The sequence below is a fragment of the Morganella morganii genome (genome assembly GCF_041099235.1).
Lineage (GTDB): Bacteria > Pseudomonadota > Gammaproteobacteria > Enterobacterales > Enterobacteriaceae > Morganella > Morganella morganii_E.
Genome location: NZ_JBFZSO010000003.1, coordinates 335,567 through 353,952, shown reverse-complemented (window position 1 = coordinate 353,952; position 18,386 = coordinate 335,567). Strand labels below are relative to the sequence as shown.

Genomic DNA, 18,386 nt, shown 5'->3' with positions numbered 1-18,386 from the left:
CAACAACAACCCCGAGATTGCTAAATTCATAGCATAAAAAACCATCGAGATGCCATTTTCATTTTAAAAAAAGATTATTAATCTGAAAAAAAATGAACGACGATTCCACCTACCTTTCGCATCAATTGTGTGACTTGTGTCAAATAACTCTCATTTATCTGCGTTTTTTGCCGCATGCCCATACGGACACCCCTTCTTAACTTTGGTTTAAACCAAAAATACAGAGTATTACGCTTATATGGGGTGACTTATTTTCAATAAAAAGCATTTTAGACTGAGATGTAAAATCAAGTATTTTGGTAGAAAAATATCCCGCTCTTTAAAAAAAGAATACAATAACGTACGTTATTATTATTGTTGTGATTATTTTTACCCTCCGTACGCTATGAATTTTCTGGCTGATATGACATTTTGCCCTGCTCCGTCAACGAAATGTGTACGCTCTCCCTATCTGAAACAGTCATAAGCCGCATTTTCCGGTTGCTTCCGGTAACGTACGAGCCGGGGTATCCCGGTTTTTGTGCGTCCGATGAATAGCGGAGCTACCGGAATTAATAAACATACTCATAATCAATGTCTGCATGATGCTTATAGACACTGCTCTTGTTAGCTTTTTTATCTTCAATTAACTCCGTTATATCTCGTTCTGCACGCGTGCATCTGCCGAATTCATTCCACTCTTTACATGTCGTCACGGTTGTTTCGGTCGTGAAAAATGTCTGAATCATTGTACTGCCTGATTCTTTACCATCCGGCGTATAGGTATATTCTTCCGTTGTGGAATCTGACTGATTCCGTATTAAACGGTCTTTGTCATCATAAAAATAGCGTGTATCTGAACTGTCATTTGGTTGTGTACTGACTCTGTCCGATTTTGACAGCCGTCCTTTATCGTCACTCACAAAGTGAGTTACCGCTTGAAATTTCAAACGGTCTTTACCGATCGTGGCATAAGACGTATCTTCCGCTTTTGTTATTTTACCGTAGTGGTCAGTCAGGAATTTTCCGTGCAGTCTCTGTGTCATTAGTATGTTATCAACACCATGCCGATCAATATCAGACAGTTTAAATGTCATATTATAACGCCAGCCTTCATCCTTTTTATTTATTCTGATGTTAAAGGCATTGACAATAATCTTCTCTTTTATGCGGGATTTAACGACCTTACTGTTTTCCAGTATCAGCAACTTGCCACAATCATCAAATTTTATATACGCATTACTCTCGATATAGTCATCACGACTTTTTATATGCACTCTCATTTCTTTCAGAGAATCGTTAAAAGGCCGTTCCTGAGTAAAAATAAAGCTATTAAATGCGTTAATGGCAGCCGTTTCTGCTGAACAGGTATTTTCACCGGCATACACATTATAAGAAAAGCCATATATCAGACTTAACAGCAATAATTTTTTCAACGTACAGACTCCCGGCAACATAATAAACAGTGAATATATACGGATTATAGATGGATGGTGACTGACTGCAAGACGCATTCCTGTTCTTCATCTGAACGTCCACACCCGGTACATGGCTTTCAGAATATTTGACCCGGGTAAAAGATATTATTTTTCACTGCGGTACATTGACCCTGTACTTAATAGGTTCTATTAGTCAGGAGATAACATCTCCATAACGGAGTCATATAATGTCCGCAACAAAAATAATTATCATCATTTCCGGTATTATTATAGGGATCAGTGCTGTACTCCTTGGTATATACGGAAACCCGCCAAATATGGGTGTTTGTGTCGCGTGTTTTATCCGGGATAGTGCAGGCAGTATGGGATTGCATAATACCGAAACCGTTCAGTATCTTCGTCCTGAAATTTTTGGTTTTATTCTCGGTTCATTCGGGGCTGCGGTTATTTTTAAAGAGTTTCAGTCCAAGGCCGGTTCTGCACCGGTGATCCGCTTTACACTCGGTTTTCTGATGATGGCCGGTTGTCTGGTTTTTTTAGGATGTCCGCTGCGGATGATCCTGCGGATTGGTGCCGGTGATTTAAATGCTGTTGTCGGGTTATTCGGCCTGGTCGCCGGTATTGGGATCGGCAGTCTGTTTATTAAAAAAGGGTTTTCATTACCGCGTAATTATCAGCAGTCTGCCGCTGAAGGTCTGATATTACCTGCCGTATGTCTGGTGTTATTTGTGCTGTTTATTATCGACAGTTCAATATTCAAATCCAGCGTCAAAGGGCCGGGGGCCGCTCATGCTCCGGTCTGGATGGCGATAACAGCCGGGCTTATTATCGGGGTGATTATTCAGCGCACCCGCTTCTGTTTTATCGGGATGGCGAAAAATATCTTCCTGTCCCGTAATTACACGATGGCAATCGGTGTTCTCGCCCTGCTGCTGGTTGTTATTGCCGGTAATATGCTCACCGGAAAAATCAATATCGGCTTTGATAATCAGCCGATTGCCCATAATGACGGGCTGTGGAATTTCCTCTCCATGTCACTGGTCGGATTATGCGGTGTCTTTATTACCGGCTGCCCGCTGCGGCAATTGGCCAATGCCGGACAGGGTAATACCGATGCGGCTGTCAGTGTGCTGGGAATGCTGACCGGCGCGGCTTTTGCCCATAATTTTTCCTATGCCTCAAGCCCTGCCGGTGTGACTGAAAACGGTAAACTGGTTGTTATTATTGGCCTGGTACTGACCATCGCCGTCGGTATTATTTATACCCGGCTTGCCAATAAAAAATCCGGAGCTGAGAATGCCGCATAACGGTCTGTTTCATAACTATCTGTTCCTGTTCCATGTGCAGCACGGATTAAAAAAACTGAAAGTCCGTTTGCAGGAAGATTCCGTGGCATCATCCGTTATTGATGCGCCGCGCAGGATCACCACGGAATGTGAAACAGCGCTGGCTGCGCAATTTTCCGCTGAACATGATTATCTGGAGTATGCCAGTGAAAATGTCCGTGAAATCTGGCGGATAGACGGTTCGGATTATCTGCGGGTGTGGGCTGACGAAACGATGTAATATGGCTTTTTTGTGCCGTTATACTGACAGAAGGCTGCTGCCGGTTGCAGCCTTTTTTGATCCTGCTGCGCTGTTCAGCTGAAAACAATTTACAATCAGCGGCAATCAGTTCACTATCAGCTATTTCGTATTATCTGCTGTTTATTTTAGAAAATCCGGTGGTCATCCTGTGATATCAACCCGTTCCCGAGTCATTATCCATCTGAGCAGTTTTCTGATAGTGATTTACAGCCTGACATTGCTATTACCGATGCTGGTTGCGCTGATTGCGCAAGAGCAGAGTTTTTTCGCGTTTGCCGGTAGTTTTCTGATTTTCTTTCCGGCCGGATTAGTGTGCTGGTACCGCAGTAAAACCACCGGCCTGCAATTACAGACGCGGGATGGCTTTCTGGTGATTGCAGTATTCTGGCTGTTATTTTCTGTTATCAGCGCGATGCCGTTCTGGCTGGATGATCATCTGAATATGGCCTTTGAGGATGCCTTATTTGAAGGTGTTTCCGGTATTACCACCACCGGTGCATCGGTATTTCACAATGTCACCGATTTACCCCGCTCGGTTTTATATTACCGCGCCCAGCTTAATTTTATCGGTGGTCTGGGTGTTATTGTCCTGGCGGTGGCGATATTTCCGCTGCTGGGTATCGGGGGGATGCGTTTATATCAGTCCGAAATGCCCGGTCCGTTTAAAGATGAAAAATTAACCCCGCGCCTGGCCAGTTCGGCCCGTAATTTGTGGTTTACCTATTTATTACTGGGATTTCTCTGTACGGTTGCGTTTAAGCTGGCCGGTATGACATGGTTTGATGCCTTATGCCACGGGCTGTCTACAGTTTCTCTCGGCGGATTTTCCACTTACAGCGAAAGCATCGGCTATTTTAACAGTTCTGCGATTGAACTGGTGGCAGGTGCTTTTTCATTATTATCCGCCGTTAACTTTACCCTCTATTTTGTGGCGCTGGCAAAACGCAGTCTGAAACCCCTATTCAGTAACACGGAATTACGTTTCTATTTCGCCGTCGCCGCCTTTATTATTGCGCTGGTCTTTTTTGAAGTCTGGCGGGCAAATATGTATTCCACTGCGGAAGAATCGTTCGTTCATGCCTTTTTTCTGACAAGTTCCATGCTGACGGATAACGGACTCGCCACCGGCGATTATGCACAGTGGCCATCACATATTATTGTTCTGCTTCTGTTTGCCAGTTTTTTCGGTGGATGCGTCGGTTCCACATGCGGCGGTATAAAAGCGATCCGGTTTTTAATTCTCTCCAAACAGAGCTGGCGGGAAGTGTATTCCCTGATCCATCCCAGAGCACAAACACTGATAAAGGTGGGTGATACGGTTGTTCAGCACCGGCTGATTAATTCCGTCCTGAGCTTTTTCTTCCTTTATGTTATTTGTACCTGCTTTTTTATCTGGTGCCTTAATCTGATGGGGTACGATTTAATGACCTCATTTGCCAGTGTCGCCGCCTGTATTAATAATATGGGGCTGGGATTCGGGTTAACCGCACCGGGATTCGGGGAGATCTCCCCGGCGGCAAAATACCTGCTCTGTTTCGCCATGCTATTAGGCCGTCTGGAAATTTATACGCTGCTTGTACTGTTATCCGTCAGTTTCTGGCGAAACTGGCCGTAGCCCTGTCACATTCTGAGTGCAAACGCATTGGTTTTCCCTGTGTTTTTGATTAACGTGATCGGTAATCACAATCAATAACAGGGAAAACCGCATGTCTTCGTCCGATAATATCCTCCGCAAAATCACCACCCTTCTGGATAATCACCACGCCCGTTATGAAATCATGAGCCACGATGCGCTCGGGTTTACTTCTGATGAAGTTGCTCAGGTACGCGGTGTTGAATTGGGACAGTGCTCCAAAGCCGTGATACTGAAGGTGAAGGGCAATGGCGTGAAGAAAAATGTGCTGGCAGTATTGCCCGGAGATGAAAAAATTGACGGTGAAAAACTGGCCGGTTTTTTCGGTGCGAAAAAAATCTCCTTTGCCACCGCCGAACAGGTGAAAACACTGACAGACTGTGTCCCCGGGGCACTGGCACCCTTTACCTTTAACCCGGAGCTGGAACTGGTGATTGACCCGGTTCTGTTTGAACGCTACACCGATATCGCCTTCAATGCCGGAACACTGACAGAAACCATTGTGCTGAATGCAGAGGATTACCGCACGATTGTGAAACCACAGGAGTTCAGTTTTATTCTGTGATACGTTTCAATAACCTCCGGCGAAAATCACAGTAAAATCAAACAATAATAAATTCACAGCTGTAATTTATGTTGTTTTATTTCAGAGCTAACATCACCCGTGAATTTTATTTTGTGAAATAAATCACATAAAAATGAAACAGGATATATTATTACATTAAAAACAATCGGTTCAGCGCGATTTTATCATAAGTCATAAGTATTTTTACAAATGTCAATAAAAATACCTTCCGGATAGCAATAATAAAACGCACAAATTGTTTTTATTTATGGATTATTTTGTTAATTTTATGTTTAATTGATATGTTTTAATGTAATTTAATTACACGAAATATAAAATTAAACATTAATACATCAAATAATTAACACACCCATATCAATAATGGGCACAGATCACATTTTTCAGTTCTCCCTCCCCTTTTTATCATCCCTGCTCCTATAGTCAGGCTTCTATTTGGTCTCCCTGCAACACTCTCTGTATCCATATAAAAAGGGTTATTACCGATGAAGAAATCATTTTTTAAAGTTGCGGCATTATCTGTTGCACTCTTTTCCGCCAGCGTCATGGCAAAAGAATACGAAATCGTCAACGTTGTCAAAGTCTCCGGGATTCCGTGGTTTAACCAGATGGATAAAGGGGTTCAGCAGGCGGCAAAAGATCTGGGCGTGAATGCGTATCAGGTCGGGCCTTCCACGCCGGATCCGGCTCAGCAGGTAAAAATCATTGAAGACCTGATTGCCAAGAAAGTCGATGCCATCACCGTGGTACCGAATGATGTGACTGTTCTTGAGCCGGTCTTTAAGAAAGCCCGCGAACAGGGCATCGTTGTGCTGACTCACGAAGCACCGGACGGCCATAACGCCGACTGGGATATCGAAACTATCGATAACGATGCTTATGCCAAAGCGACCATGGATGAACTGGCAAAAAACATGGGCGGCAAAGGCGGCTATGTGATTTATGTCGGTTCCCTGACTGTGCCTCTGCACAATAACTGGGCGAACCTGGCAGTTGAATATCAGAAGAAAACCTATCCGGAAATGTTTGAAGTGACCAGCCGTATGCCGGTTGCGGAAAGCATTGATGCCTCTTTCGCGGCAACCAATGACCTGATGAAAGCCCATCCTGAAATGAAAGGGATTGTTTCTTACGGTTCACTGGGCCTGATTGGTGCCGGTGAGGCTATCAAGAAAAAACGTGCAAAAAACAAAATCAGCACCGCGGGTATTCTGATGCCTGCACAGGCTGCTCCGTATCTGAAAGGCGGCGAAATCAAGAAAGGTTTCCTGTGGAACCCGGCTGATGCGGGTTACGCGCTGGTGTCTGTCTCCAAAGATATGCTGGATGGCAAAAAAGTAACTGACGGTGTGGAAGTCAAAGATCTGGGTAAAGCTGAAATCGATACTCAGAAACAGGTGATTAAATTCAATAAAATCCTGGAAGTTGACAGCAATAACGCCACCTCGCTCGGTTTCTGATCCTTCTTTATTTTTTGTTAAAAAGGGCAGCATCCGTGCTGCCCTGTCATGGGCTGGTATATGTCAAAAGACGCACTGATTACCTTAAAACAGGTTTCCAAACACTTCGGCTCCGTCATTGCACTCGATAATATAAATCTGACGTTTAACCGGGGTGAGGTTCATTGTCTCGCCGGCAAGAATGGCTGCGGCAAAAGTACCTTATTCAAGGTGATCTCCGGTGTTCATCCTCCGGAAAAGGGCGCAGAAATTATTATTAACGGGCAGAGCTACAACAGGTTAACCCCGCAGCAATCTATTGAGCAGGGTATCCAGGTGATTTACCAGGATCTCTCGCTCTTCCCTAACCTGACCGTTGCTGAAAACATTGTGATTCAGGAACATGTTAAGTGGTACAAAGGGCTGGCCAACCGCCGCCGCCAGATGAAACAGGCGCAGGAAATTATCAGCCGTATTGGCTTGTCCCTGCCCCTGCATAAACGTGTTGAACAACTTTCCATTGCTGAATGTCAGCTGGTCGCTATCTGCCGCGCGATGGCAAATGACGCCCGGCTGGTGATTATGGATGAACCGACAGCCTCACTGACGCGCAGTGAAGTCAATCAGCTGATCCGCGTGGTCGCTGATCTGAAAGCCAACGGCGTAACAGTGGTGTTTGTCAGCCATAAGCTGGATGAAGTGATGGAAATTTCCGACCGGATCTCCGTGATCCGTGACGGAAAACTGATCGGAACGTATGACGCGGATAAGATGAACAGTGATGAACTGGCCTATCTTATGACGGGTCAGCGTTTCGAGTTCACACCACTTTCTGCGTACAACACCGGGGGACTCTTACGTCTCAGCGCAGAGAAACTGACAAAGCAACATCAATTTTATGATATTGACCTGAAGCTGCATGCCGGTGAAGTGGTCAGCATTACCGGGCTGCTCGGTTCCGGACGCACAGAGTTGTGTCTGTCACTGTTCGGCATGACGAAACCGGACAGCGGCACACTGCTGATCAACGGTTCACCGGTAACACTGCACTCCAACCGGGATGCGATTAATCACGGCATCGGCTATGTGTCGGAAGACCGCATGAGCACGGGACTGGTGATGGCGCAGTCCATTCACGACAACACCACCTCCGTGATGCTGCCGCGTCTGACCCGCAAAGGCGGACTGCTCGATCACACCCGGGCACATGAACTGGTCAGCGGACTGATTGAGGCACTGCAGATAAAAGTGTCCGATCCGGCGCTGCCGGTCACCAGCCTGTCCGGCGGGAACGCCCAGCGTATTGCGATCGCCAAGTGGATAGCGGCGAAACCGGATATTCTGATCCTCGATTCCCCGACGGTCGGCGTGGATGTCGCCAATAAAGAGAGTATTTATCAGATCATCAGAATGCTGGCCGCCGAAGGCATGGCGATTCTGATGATCAGTGATGAAATTCCTGAAGTATTCTATAACAGTCACCGGGTCATTGTGATGAAAGAAGGTCGTTTTACCCATGAGTTCAATCCGTTAACCACAACGGAGCAGGCAATTACGGAGGCGGTTAATGCTTAAGTCATGTCGTCATCTGTTTGCACATCATGAGTTCTGGCTGGCGGTATTAATTGTGCTGCTCAGTGTGTTTCTCAGCATCACCAATGAAGATTTTATGACATTGGGCAATGTGTTTGATATGACCACCAGCACTGCTATCCTGGCGATTATGGCCTGTGGTCTGTTTGTGGTGCTGGTCTCCGGCGGGATTGATATCTCCTTCCCGGCCACGGCGGCCACCGCGCAGTATGTGATGGCGACGTATGTGCTGTCACAGGGAGGCAATTTCTTTATCGCCTTTGCTATCGCGGCGGTTGTTGGTTTACTGCTGGGGCTGATTAACGCCCTGCTGATTTACCGCCTGAAAGTGCCGTCTATTATTATCACCATTTCCACTCTGAACGTCTTTTTCGGTCTGCTGATCTATTTCACCAACGGCGAATGGCTGTACGGCTTCCCGGAGTGGTTTATGGATGGTGTTGAGGTGATGTCATTTACCGGCAGCGACGGTTATGACTACGGCCTGTCCCTGCCGATCCTGACCCTGATTGCCGTGATTATTTTCACCGGTTTTCTGATGAGTAAAACCCGTATCGGCCGTCAGATTTACGCGGTCGGCGGTAATGCGGATGCCGCGAAGCGTGTCGGTATCAGTATTCTCGGCGTGATGCTGTTTGTTTACGGCTATATGGGCGCACTGGCGGGGATTGCTTCTGTGGTACAGACACAAATCACCCAGTCCGTTGCACCGAATGCCCTGATGGGCTTTGAACTGACGGTGCTGGCAGCCGTGGTATTAGGTGGTGTCAGTATGACCGGCGGCAAAGGCACGCTGACCGGGGTTATCCTCGGGGTTGCCCTGCTGGCAATTGTCAAAAACGGCCTGACCCTGGCCGGTGTACCGTCTTACTGGCACACCGTGCTGACCGGGCTTATCATTGTTATCAGTATCAGTTTCACTGCGTATAACGAAAAACGCCGTGCTGCTGCCGGAGGTCATCTGTCATGATGTCAATGCTGAATCTGCGGAGTGACCGCAACATTATTTACCTGCTGGTGATCATGGCCGCTATCCTGCTGTTGCAGGGAATGTTTAATGCAGGCGCGTTTTTCTCTGTTTCCAACTTCCAGTCAATGACTTCCCAGATGCCGCTGCTCGGTATGCTGGCACTGGCGATGTCTGTCTGTATGCTGACCGGCGGGATCAACCTGTCCATTATCGCGACCACCAATGCCTGCGGGCTGGTGATGGCAAGTGTGATGGCCATGAGCCCGGGTGATGGCGCAATGTTAGTGCCTGCCCTGCTGGCCGGGCTGGTCACTGCCGTGATTATCGGGCTGATCAACGGTTTTCTGATTGCCTTTGTCGGGGTGTCTCCTATCCTCGCCACCCTCGGGATGATGACGTTAATCAACGGCCTGAATGTGCTGATTTCCGGCGGTACTGTGATCTCCGGCTTCCCGCCGTCACTGCTGTGGCTGGGTAACGGCTCGCTGCTCGGTATTCCGATGCCGCTGATCCTGTTCCTGCTGTTTGCGTTCCTGCTGTGGGGATTACTGGAATATACACCGCTTGGCCGTACCGTTTATCTGATGGGTTCTAATGAGAAAGCAACACGCTTTTCCGGCCTGAACACACAGAAAACCATTATGGCAGTGTATGTGATTTCATCTGTTCTGTGCTGGGTGGCCGCGATTATTATGATGGCTAAGTTTAACTCCGCAAAAGCAGGATACGGGGAATCTTATCTGCTGATCGCTATTCTGGCTTCTGTGCTCGGCGGTGTGAACCCGGACGGTGGTTTCGGACGCATTATCGGTATTGTGCTGGCCCTGTTTGTCTTACAGATGCTGGAAAGCGGCCTGAACCTGCTGGGTGTCAGCAGTTACCTCATCATGGCGCTGTGGGGCGGTATTCTTATCTTATTTATTGCATTGCAGAAAGCCCGGTCATAAGGGAGCGGATTATGAGTGTCTATTTTATTGGTGTGGATGTCGGGAGCGGCAGCGCCCGGGCCGGGGTTTTTGATGCTGCCGGACGCAAAAAAGGCGAAGCGAAGCGGGATATCCGTCAGTTCAAGCCACAGGCGGATTATGTGGAACAATCCTCTGATGATATCTGGCGCAGTGTGTGTCTTGCGGTAAAAGATGCGGTGGCACAGGCGCGTATCGACCCGATTCAGGTCAAAGGCCTGGGTTTTGACGCTACCTGCTCCCTGGTGGTGCTGGATAAACAGGGTCAGCCGCTGACGGTCAGCCCGACCGGCCGCAGCGAGCAGAACATTATTATGTGGATGGATCACCGGGCTATCAGCCAGGCGCAGCGGATCAATGACACCAAACATCCGGTGCTGGCGTATGTCGGCAACCGCATCTCGCCGGAGATGGAAACGCCAAAGCTGTTATGGCTGAAGCAGAACATGCCGACCACCTGGGCGAAAGCGGGCTATTTCTTTGATCTGCCGGATTTTCTGACCTGGAAAGCAACCTATACCAACAGCCGGTCGCTCTGCTCCACTGTGTGTAAATGGACTTACCTGGGCCATGAAGATCGCTGGGATACCCACTTCTTCCGCCAGATTGGCCTGGAAGATCTGCTGGAAAACGATGCGCAGATTATCGGCCGCGAGATCCGCCCGATGGGTGAACCGGTCGGTAACGGCCTGACACCAAACGCAGCGGCAGATTTGGGGCTGATCCCGGGCACGCCGGTTGCCACCTCAATTATTGATGCCCATGCCGGGGGGATCGGCGTGCTGGGTGCCGCCGATGCCACCGGCGCACAACCGGATTTCAACACCCGGCTGGCGCTGATCGGAGGTACCTCATCCTGTCATATGGCGGTATCCAAAAATGCCCGCTTTATCGACGGGATCTGGGGTGCCTATTACAGCGCCATGATTCCGGGTTACTGGCTCAATGAAGGCGGACAATCCGCAACCGGCGCGCTGATCGACCATATGATCACGTCACACCCGCAGTACAGTGACGCGAAGAAACTGGCTGAACAGAATCAGCAGACGGTGTACCAGCTCCTCAATGACCGTCTTCTGTCGCTGGCGGGTTCAAAAGAGGATATCGCCCTGCTGACACGGCATATCCATGTGCTGCCGTATTTCCACGGCAACCGCTCACCGCGGGCGAACCCGAACCTGCGCGGTGTGGTGACCGGTCTGCGTATGACCCAGACCCTCGATGATCTCGCGCTGATTTATCTGGCGACCATCCAGGCGATTGCACTGGGCACCCGTCATATCATTGAAGAGATGAATAAAGCCGGATATGCCATTGATACCATCATGGGTTGCGGCGGCGGCACCAAGAACCCGATCTTTATTCAGGAACACGCCAACGCCACCGGTTGCGCCATGCTGCTGCCGGAAGAGAGTGAAGCGGTTCTGCTGGGTTCTGCCATGCTCGGCTCGGTGGCTGCGGGCTTTTATGCTTCGATTCCGGAAGCGATGCAGGCGATGAGCCGGATCAGCAAAACGGTGACACCGCAAACGGAGAGTATCAAACAGTTTTATGATGCCAAATACCGCGTATTCCATCAGTTGTATCATGATGATCAGCGTTACCGGCAACTGATGTCGGAAGTATAATATTCTGGTTTTATCCGCAGAGGCGCGTTTTTTAACGCGCCTTTTTCTTTGCCTCAGATTTGACTCTCATCACAAAATCGCTGCGCAATCCTGTTGCTTATAACCTGCCTGACCGCACAATTCTGTTGCTTTTCGTGATAACCCTCACAGTTTACAGGGGTAACGCGTGTGTCACCTTCAGGGTTTCCATCGGAACTTCCGTCTTAACACTTTGAATACTTGGTATTTGTGTCAGGTGATCGGCATGGAAGCGCCGGTAAGAGGTCAGGTCTTTGGTCACAATACGGATCATCGCATCACATTCACCAGCCATCAGATGACACTCCACTATCTCCGGCATTTCATTAATGGCGGCGACAAAATCATTGATAGTCTGTGCGTCCTGCCCCTTAAACCAGATACGGGCATAGAGCATCAGCCCCGCGCCTATCTTGCTGCCGTCCAGAATCGCCGCATAGCGCTTGATAACGCCGGTTTCCTCCAGACGACGTACCCGCCTCAGGCAGGGTGACGGCGAGAGTCCTACCTCGCGTGCCAGCTCCACATTCTGCATTCTGCCGTTACGTTGCAGCTGGTCCAGGATCCGCCGATCCATCTTATCCAGTTCAATTGACATTTAAATCACCACCTGACAGTTTCCGCGCAATAATATTGCTAAGAATAGTTTTTTCGGGTCAATTTAACAACCTAATTTCCCGCGAAGCCCCGTATAATTTGCATAACAAATCAGGACGTCACAATATTGAATTAAATTCTTAATATTCAACAAATTGTGAATTATTCATCTATTTTTTGAACTTGGGGTGTCGTATGGTCATAAATACATTGATGGTGTTTGGCGCAACCGTGTTACCCATTGTATTTGCTCCCGGACCCGATATTTTATTCGTTTCATCACAAGGTCTCGCCAGCGGTTCCCGCGCGGCACTGAAAGCCAATATGGGCGTGCTGCTGGGTTACGGTATGCATTCCATTCTGGCGGCATTCGGGCTGGCAGCTGTGGTGGTGGCATCCCCGGTTCTGTTTAACGGCATGCGCTGGTTCGGCGTGGCTTATATTGCTTACCTGGCTTTCCGTATGGTGATGTCCGCCATGCACAAAAGCGAAATGCCGCCGATGCAGCCGGCAGCAAAATCGGTTATTACCAAAGGCTTTTTTACCAGTTTCCTGAATCCGAAAGGCTTGCTGGTCTACTTTGCTATCCTGCCGAACTTTATTTCCGGCAGTGAAAGTGTCGCAATGCAGTCCCTGCTGTTATCTGGCGTATACATCGCCAGTTGTGCAATAGTTTACAGCGGTGTGGCGCTGATTTTCGGCCAGATGAGCAAAGGGGAATACAACGACAAGCGCCGCCGTATCGGTGAAGGTGTTGCCGGGGGATTACTGGCCACCGCCGCAGTTAGTCTGGCATTTAGTTAATCCGCTTCCTTTTTCGGCAAAACGGGCACTGAGAAGTGCCCTTTTTTAATATCTGCGCCATGACAAATTTCTATCACCCCTGCGTTTTCTTCAGTACATGACACAACTGCCCCAGCATTTTCATGGCGTTATCCAGCCGGTCATTCCATTCAAATGAGCAGTTCAGGCGGAAGGCATGATTAAACTGGTCGCTGGTGGAAAACATGGAGCCGGGCGCTATGCTGATCTGTTCATTGAGTGCCATACGATACAGTTTGACCGCATCAAACGGCGGTTCAAATTCCAGCCAGAGGAAATAGCCGCCCTGCGGGCAGTTTACCTTCACATCTGACGGGAAATATTCGCTGATGGCATACAGCATCCGGTGCTGGCGCTGTTCCAGCTGCTGGCGCAGTTTTTTCAGATGCACATCATAACCGCCCTGGCCGAGATATTCCGCTATCGCCTGTTGTGTCGGCATACTGGCGGATACGGTACTCATCATCTGTAACTGCTGCACTTTGCGGGCATGTTTTCCTGCCGCCACCCAGCCGACCCGGAAGCCCGGTGCCAGACATTTGGAAAATGAGGAGCAGTGGAAAAAATTGTTGTCTTTATCCAGGCTTTTCGCCGGTTGCGGTGCATTGCCGCCAAACCAGAGCTCACTGTAGACATCATCCTCAATCAGTGCGATTTCATGCCGTGTCAGGATCTCCACCAGCCGCCGTTTATTTTCCGGTGGCATGGTGCCGCCGAGCGGGTTCTGAAAGTGCGTCATCAGCCAGCAGGCTTTGATATCATAGCGCCCGGCCACCTCTTCCAGCGCATCAAGGTCGATCCCGGTCTGCGGGTCGGTTTTGATCGCCACCGCTTTCAGGCGCAGACGCTCAATCGCCTGTAATGCACCGTAAAATGCCGGAGATTCAATCACCACCCAGTCCCCCGGCTCCGTGACCGCCTGCAGGCTCAGTGACAGAGATTCCATTGCCCCGGCGGTGATGACGATATCATCCGGCGAAACATGGATACCCTGTGCGGCATAGCGCCGGGAGATATTACGCCGCAGTTTTTCATTGCCGGGCGGCATATTAACCACGGCACTCTGTGGTGCGATGCGGCGGGCCACTGCGCCCAGCGCTTTGGAGAGCTTCGGCTGCACCAGCAGCGAAGGATCGGGGAATGCCGACCCGAACGGAATAATAGCCGGGTCTTTGCAGGCCTGGAGCACATCAAACAGCGAGGCGTTGATCTCCACATTTTCACTCAGGTGCATCCCCAGGCCGCCTTTGGCCGGGGCAAACGCCGGGGCGCGTTTGGCGACAAAATACCCGGACTGCGGACGGGCGATCACCCAGCCCTGGCTTTCCAGTAACTGATACGACTGTACGACAGTCATCAGACTCAGTCCCGACTGTCTGGCACTTTCCCGCAATGACGGCAGCCGGTCACCAACCTGCCAGATATCATCTTCGATCTGCTGTTTTATCTGCTCTGCTAACTGTTCGTAGCGTGTCATAGAGCGCTCTCCGAAAACTGTTATGGTAATTTCATGACTAATTGTCACTATTATAGTCTAGCAACTCATGGTGTACTGTGCCACACATTTCATCTGCATAGTTATAATAACGAGAGGTCACGATGTTTGGGTTAAGTGCCCTTGAGCTTGCGCGAATTCAGTTCGCCTTCACTGTGTCGTTTCATATCATTTTTCCTGCGATCACCATCGGTCTGGCGTCATTTCTGGCGGTGCTTGAGGGGATGTGGCTGAAAACCCGCAATGAGGATTACAAAAAGCTCTTTCATTTCTGGTCAGCCATCTTTGCCGTGAATTTCGGTATGGGGGTGGTTTCCGGTCTGGTGATGGCCTATCAGTTCGGCACCAACTGGAGTTTCTTTTCTGAGTTTGCGGGGTCAATCACCGGTCCGCTGCTTACTTATGAAGTACTGACTGCTTTCTTCCTGGAAGCCGGTTTCCTCGGCGTGATGCTGTTCGGCTGGAACCGTGTCGGTGAAAAGCTGCACTATTTCGCCACCTGCATGGTTGCGCTCGGTACACTGATGTCCACTTTCTGGATCCTGGCTTCCAACAGCTGGATGCAGACCCCGCAAGGGCATGAGGTGATCAACGGTGTTGTGGTGCCGGTGGACTGGTTTGCGGTGATTTTCAATCCGTCCTTCCCGTACCGCCTGCTGCACATGACAACCGCCGCATTTCTGGCATCCGCCTTCTTTATCGCTGCTTCTGCCGCCTGGCACCTGCTGCGCGACAACAAATCCGGTGCCATGAAAAAGATGTTCTCCATGTCATTGTGGCTGATTGTGGTTCTCGCACCGCTCCAGGCACTGATTGGTGATGCACACGGGCTGAACACGCTGAAACATCAGCCGGTTAAGGTTGCGGCAATGGAAGGCCACTGGGAGAACAAACCCGGTGAGGCCACACCGCTGATCCTGTTTGGTATTCCGGATAATGCACAGGAAAAAACCCGCTATGCCGTGGAAATTCCCGGGCTGGCCAGTCTGATCCTGACACACAGCCTTGATAAACAGGTGCCTGCACTGACTGAATTCCCACCGGAAGACAGGCCGGACAATGTGTTCGCCGTGTTCTGGTCATTCCGTGTGATGGTCGGCCTCGGCATGCTGATGCTCCTTGCCGCCGCGCTGAGTCTGTGGCTGCGCTACCGGGGACGTTTATATGATTCCCGTCCTTTCCAGCGCTTTATGTTATGGATGGCACCGTCCGGGCTTATCGCGATTCTCGCGGGCTGGTTTGTAACTGAAATCGGTCGTCAGCCGTGGGTGGTTTACGGGTTACAGCGCACGACTGATGCCGTTTCGGCACACGGTGATATGCATATGAGTATCAGCCTGCTGATCTTCTTTATTGTTTATGGTTCTGTATTTGGCATCGGCTACATCTATATGATGAAACTGATCCGCAAAGGTATCGCGCCGGAGGTGTCTCATGGGCATTGATTTACCCCTGATTTGGTTCGTCATTATTATATTCAGTACGCTGATGTATATCGTAATGGACGGCTTTGACCTCGGTATCGGCATCCTCTATCCCTTTGTGAAAAGCAATGCTGACCGTGATCTGATGATGAACAGTGTTGCGCCGGTCTGGGACGGTAACGAAACCTGGCTGGTGCTGGGCGGTGCCGCGCTGTTCGGCGCTTTCCCGCTCGCTTATGCTGTGATTCTGGATGCGCTCGCCATTCCGCTGACACTGATGCTGGTGGCGTTAATCTTCCGTGGCGTGGCTTTTGAGTTCCGCTTTAAAGCGGATGAACATCACCGTTATTTCTGGGATCGCGCGTTTCTGATCAGCTCTGTTATCGCCACCTTTGTGCAGGGTGTGGTCGTTGGCAGCGTGATTGAAGGTTTTCCGGTCGCAAACCGCGCCTTTACCGGCGGTGCCTTTGACTGGCTCGCACCGTTCCCGCTGTTCTGCGGCTTCGGTCTGGTGATCGCCTATGCCCTGCTCGGCTGCGGCTGGCTGGTGATGAAAACAGAAGGTCACTTGCAACAGCAGATGTATAAGGTGCTGAAACCACTGACCCTGGTGATGCTGGCGGTGCTGGCCGTGATCAGCCTGTGGACACCGCTGGCGCATGACACCATTGCGGCGCGCTGGTTCAGCTTCCCGAACATTCTGTTCTTCCTGCCGGTACCGCTGCTGGTGCTTGCTTGTGCCGTTGCGCTGTTCCGCAGTGTCAGCCGTCATCTGCACTATACGCCGTTTTTTGCGGCACTCGGCCTGGTTTTTCTTGGCTTCACCGGGCTCGGTATCAGTATCTGGCCGATGATTATTCCGCCGGTGATTGATTACAAAATGGCCGCCGCCCCCGGTGAAAGCCTGAGCTTTATGCTGGTCGGTGCTTTATTCATCATACCAGTGATCCTGGTATATACCTGGTGGAGTTACTATGTCTTCAGAGGAAAAATCACCCATGACCAGGGCTACCACTGATCCTGCCGCACCGGCACCCTGGTGGAAAAAAACCGCCTGGATGCTGGCTATCTGGGCAGGCAGTGTGCTGGCACTGTTTGCAGTCTCATCACTTTTCCGCTTATTAATGACGGCGGCGGGAATGAAAGTAAGATAGCCGTCATGTCTCATCAGTAAGTACCTCATCAGTACATCATGCACTGTCTGAACAGCTGCATTGCCCGGCACACCGTACCCCCATACGGTGTGCTTTTTTAAATAATTTTATTGATAATGATTACCATTCTTCTGAATTCCTGATACACTCCGCGAAATAGATATAACTAAACTGATAACAATAGAACGGAGAATTGCGCATGAGCCGGGAAAAAAATATCTACCGCCCTGCACCGCCGCGCCTGATTCAGGTGAAATCCTTTACCGACGTTACCCCCAATCTGCGCCGCATCACCTTTACGGCAGAGTCGCTGGATACCTATCCGGCAGATTGCGAAGGTGGTCACCTGAAACTGTTTATTGCCAAAGATGCACCGAATCCGCCAGCTCTGCCGGTACTGTCCGATAAAGGACCGGTCTGGCCGGAAGACAAGCCCCGTCCGATCGCCCGTACCTATACCGTGCGTGCGATCCGCCCTGAACGGAAAGAAATCGATATTGAATTCGCTATGCATGATGATGCCGGTCCGGCGGTAGATTTCGCCAGAAATGCCAAACCGGGGGATTATATCGGTATTACCAATCCCGGCGGGCCGGATCCGCTGCTGCCGGCGGCGAAACACTACTATATGGCTGCCGATTTAACAGCGCTTCCCGCCGTTGCCGCACTGCTGGAAAAAATGCCCGAAGAGGCGCAGGGCAATGTGGTGATCCGCATCGACCACGCGGATGATCAGCAGATGCTGAACAAACCGGCGGGCATCATCCTGCACTGGGTGACCGGTGGCACAGAGAAAACCGCTGAGGTCACCGCACTGTTTAAAAGCTGGCCGGTCGCCGATGTGACAGAATGTACGTTCTGGATTGCCGGAGAGGACGCAATGGTCAGGGATCTGCGCCGTTATGTGCGCCGTGAACTGAACGGGGAACACAGCCAGATGTATGCGATCCCGTACTGGCGTTTCGGTTACGATGAGGAAGGTTATCACCGCCTGCGCCATGATGTGATGGATGCTGACGACTGATAATAAACCGGCTGCAGCGGTGTTTGCCGCCGCAGC

General features: G+C 50.0%; 17 protein-coding genes. 14 read left to right on the top strand and 3 right to left on the bottom strand.

What is annotated here, in order from left to right; all coding sequences use genetic code 11:
- Positions 1-551 precede the first annotated feature (551 nt).
- On the bottom strand, positions 552-1,415 hold the full coding sequence (locus tag AB7038_RS07765) for a hypothetical protein (RefSeq protein WP_369453061.1): 864 nt from the start codon (positions 1,413-1,415) through the stop codon (positions 552-554).
- A gap of 230 nt (positions 1,416-1,645) precedes the next feature.
- Here AB7038_RS07765 and yedE point away from each other — a divergent pair, with 230 nt between their 5' ends.
- The 9 genes from yedE (at position 1,646) to AB7038_RS07720 (ending at position 11,816) form a co-directional block, all read left to right on the top strand.
- Positions 1,646-2,725 (top strand): YedE family putative selenium transporter, encoded by a 1,080-nt coding sequence (gene yedE / locus AB7038_RS07760; RefSeq protein ID WP_153642169.1) that lies wholly within the window; start codon positions 1,646-1,648, stop codon positions 2,723-2,725.
- A complete protein-coding gene (locus tag AB7038_RS07755; protein ID WP_369453060.1) occupies positions 2,715-2,984 on the top strand; it encodes a hypothetical protein in 270 nt (89 codons plus the stop codon). The genes yedE and AB7038_RS07755 overlap by 11 nt, the downstream gene beginning before the upstream one ends.
- A gap of 169 nt (positions 2,985-3,153) precedes the next feature.
- Positions 3,154-4,620, top strand: coding sequence for a TrkH family potassium uptake protein (locus AB7038_RS07750; protein ID WP_072867766.1), 1,467 nt, complete (start codon positions 3,154-3,156; stop codon positions 4,618-4,620).
- A 91-nt stretch (positions 4,621-4,711) separates the two neighbouring features.
- The gene (locus tag AB7038_RS07745; protein ID WP_369453059.1) at positions 4,712-5,203 is read left to right on the top strand and encodes a YbaK/EbsC family protein; all 492 of its coding nucleotides are present in this window, start codon (positions 4,712-4,714) and stop codon (positions 5,201-5,203) included.
- Positions 5,204-5,706: 503 nt separating this feature from the next.
- Positions 5,707-6,681: a substrate-binding domain-containing protein gene (locus AB7038_RS07740; RefSeq protein WP_024472943.1), complete on the top strand. Its 975-nt coding sequence runs from the start codon at positions 5,707-5,709 to the stop codon at positions 6,679-6,681.
- Positions 6,682-6,741: 60 nt separating this feature from the next.
- Positions 6,742-8,235, top strand: a complete 1,494-nt coding sequence (locus tag AB7038_RS07735; RefSeq protein WP_369453058.1) for a sugar ABC transporter ATP-binding protein — start codon at positions 6,742-6,744, stop codon at positions 8,233-8,235.
- On the top strand, positions 8,228-9,223 hold the full coding sequence (locus AB7038_RS07730) for an ABC transporter permease (protein ID WP_108657177.1): 996 nt from the start codon (positions 8,228-8,230) through the stop codon (positions 9,221-9,223). Before AB7038_RS07735 ends, AB7038_RS07730 begins: the two co-directional genes overlap by 8 nt.
- Positions 9,223-10,170, top strand: a complete 948-nt coding sequence (locus tag AB7038_RS07725) for an ABC transporter permease (RefSeq protein WP_369453111.1) — start codon at positions 9,223-9,225, stop codon at positions 10,168-10,170. The genes AB7038_RS07730 and AB7038_RS07725 overlap by 1 nt, the downstream gene beginning before the upstream one ends.
- An 11-nt stretch (positions 10,171-10,181) precedes the next feature.
- Positions 10,182-11,816, top strand: coding sequence for an FGGY-family carbohydrate kinase (locus tag AB7038_RS07720; protein ID WP_119312809.1), 1,635 nt, complete (start codon positions 10,182-10,184; stop codon positions 11,814-11,816).
- Between the two features lie 151 nt (positions 11,817-11,967).
- On the opposite strand, the gene AB7038_RS07715 is transcribed toward AB7038_RS07720, so the two are convergent.
- Positions 11,968-12,432, bottom strand: a complete 465-nt coding sequence (locus AB7038_RS07715) for an Lrp/AsnC family transcriptional regulator (RefSeq protein WP_045137788.1) — start codon at positions 12,430-12,432, stop codon at positions 11,968-11,970.
- A gap of 194 nt (positions 12,433-12,626) precedes the next feature.
- On the opposite strand from AB7038_RS07715, the gene AB7038_RS07710 reads away from it, so the two are divergent.
- Positions 12,627-13,235, top strand: a complete 609-nt coding sequence (locus tag AB7038_RS07710; RefSeq protein ID WP_072867757.1) for a LysE family translocator — start codon at positions 12,627-12,629, stop codon at positions 13,233-13,235.
- Positions 13,236-13,308: 73 nt separating this feature from the next.
- On the opposite strand, the gene AB7038_RS07705 is transcribed toward AB7038_RS07710, so the two are convergent.
- Positions 13,309-14,730 carry an aminotransferase-like domain-containing protein gene (locus tag AB7038_RS07705; RefSeq protein ID WP_369453057.1) on the bottom strand — a complete coding sequence of 474 codons (1,422 nt, stop codon included), beginning with the start codon at positions 14,728-14,730 and terminating at the stop codon, positions 13,309-13,311.
- Positions 14,731-14,852: 122 nt separating this feature from the next.
- Between AB7038_RS07705 and AB7038_RS07700 the strand changes: the two genes are divergently transcribed.
- The 4 genes from AB7038_RS07700 (at position 14,853) to AB7038_RS07685 (ending at position 18,350) form a co-directional block, all read left to right on the top strand.
- Entirely contained in the window at positions 14,853-16,193 is a 1,341-nt protein-coding gene (locus tag AB7038_RS07700; protein WP_368888455.1) for a cytochrome ubiquinol oxidase subunit I, read from the top strand.
- The gene (gene cydB, locus AB7038_RS07695) at positions 16,183-17,190 is read left to right on the top strand and encodes a cytochrome d ubiquinol oxidase subunit II (protein ID WP_072867750.1); all 1,008 of its coding nucleotides are present in this window, start codon (positions 16,183-16,185) and stop codon (positions 17,188-17,190) included. The genes AB7038_RS07700 and cydB overlap by 11 nt, the downstream gene beginning before the upstream one ends.
- Positions 17,171-17,326, top strand: coding sequence for a DUF2474 domain-containing protein (locus tag AB7038_RS07690; RefSeq protein ID WP_072867748.1), 156 nt, complete (start codon positions 17,171-17,173; stop codon positions 17,324-17,326). The genes cydB and AB7038_RS07690 overlap by 20 nt, the downstream gene beginning before the upstream one ends.
- Before the next feature lie 199 nt (positions 17,327-17,525).
- Positions 17,526-18,350 (top strand): siderophore-interacting protein, encoded by an 825-nt coding sequence (locus tag AB7038_RS07685; protein ID WP_369453056.1) that lies wholly within the window; start codon positions 17,526-17,528, stop codon positions 18,348-18,350.
- Positions 18,351-18,386: the final 36 nt, after the last annotated feature.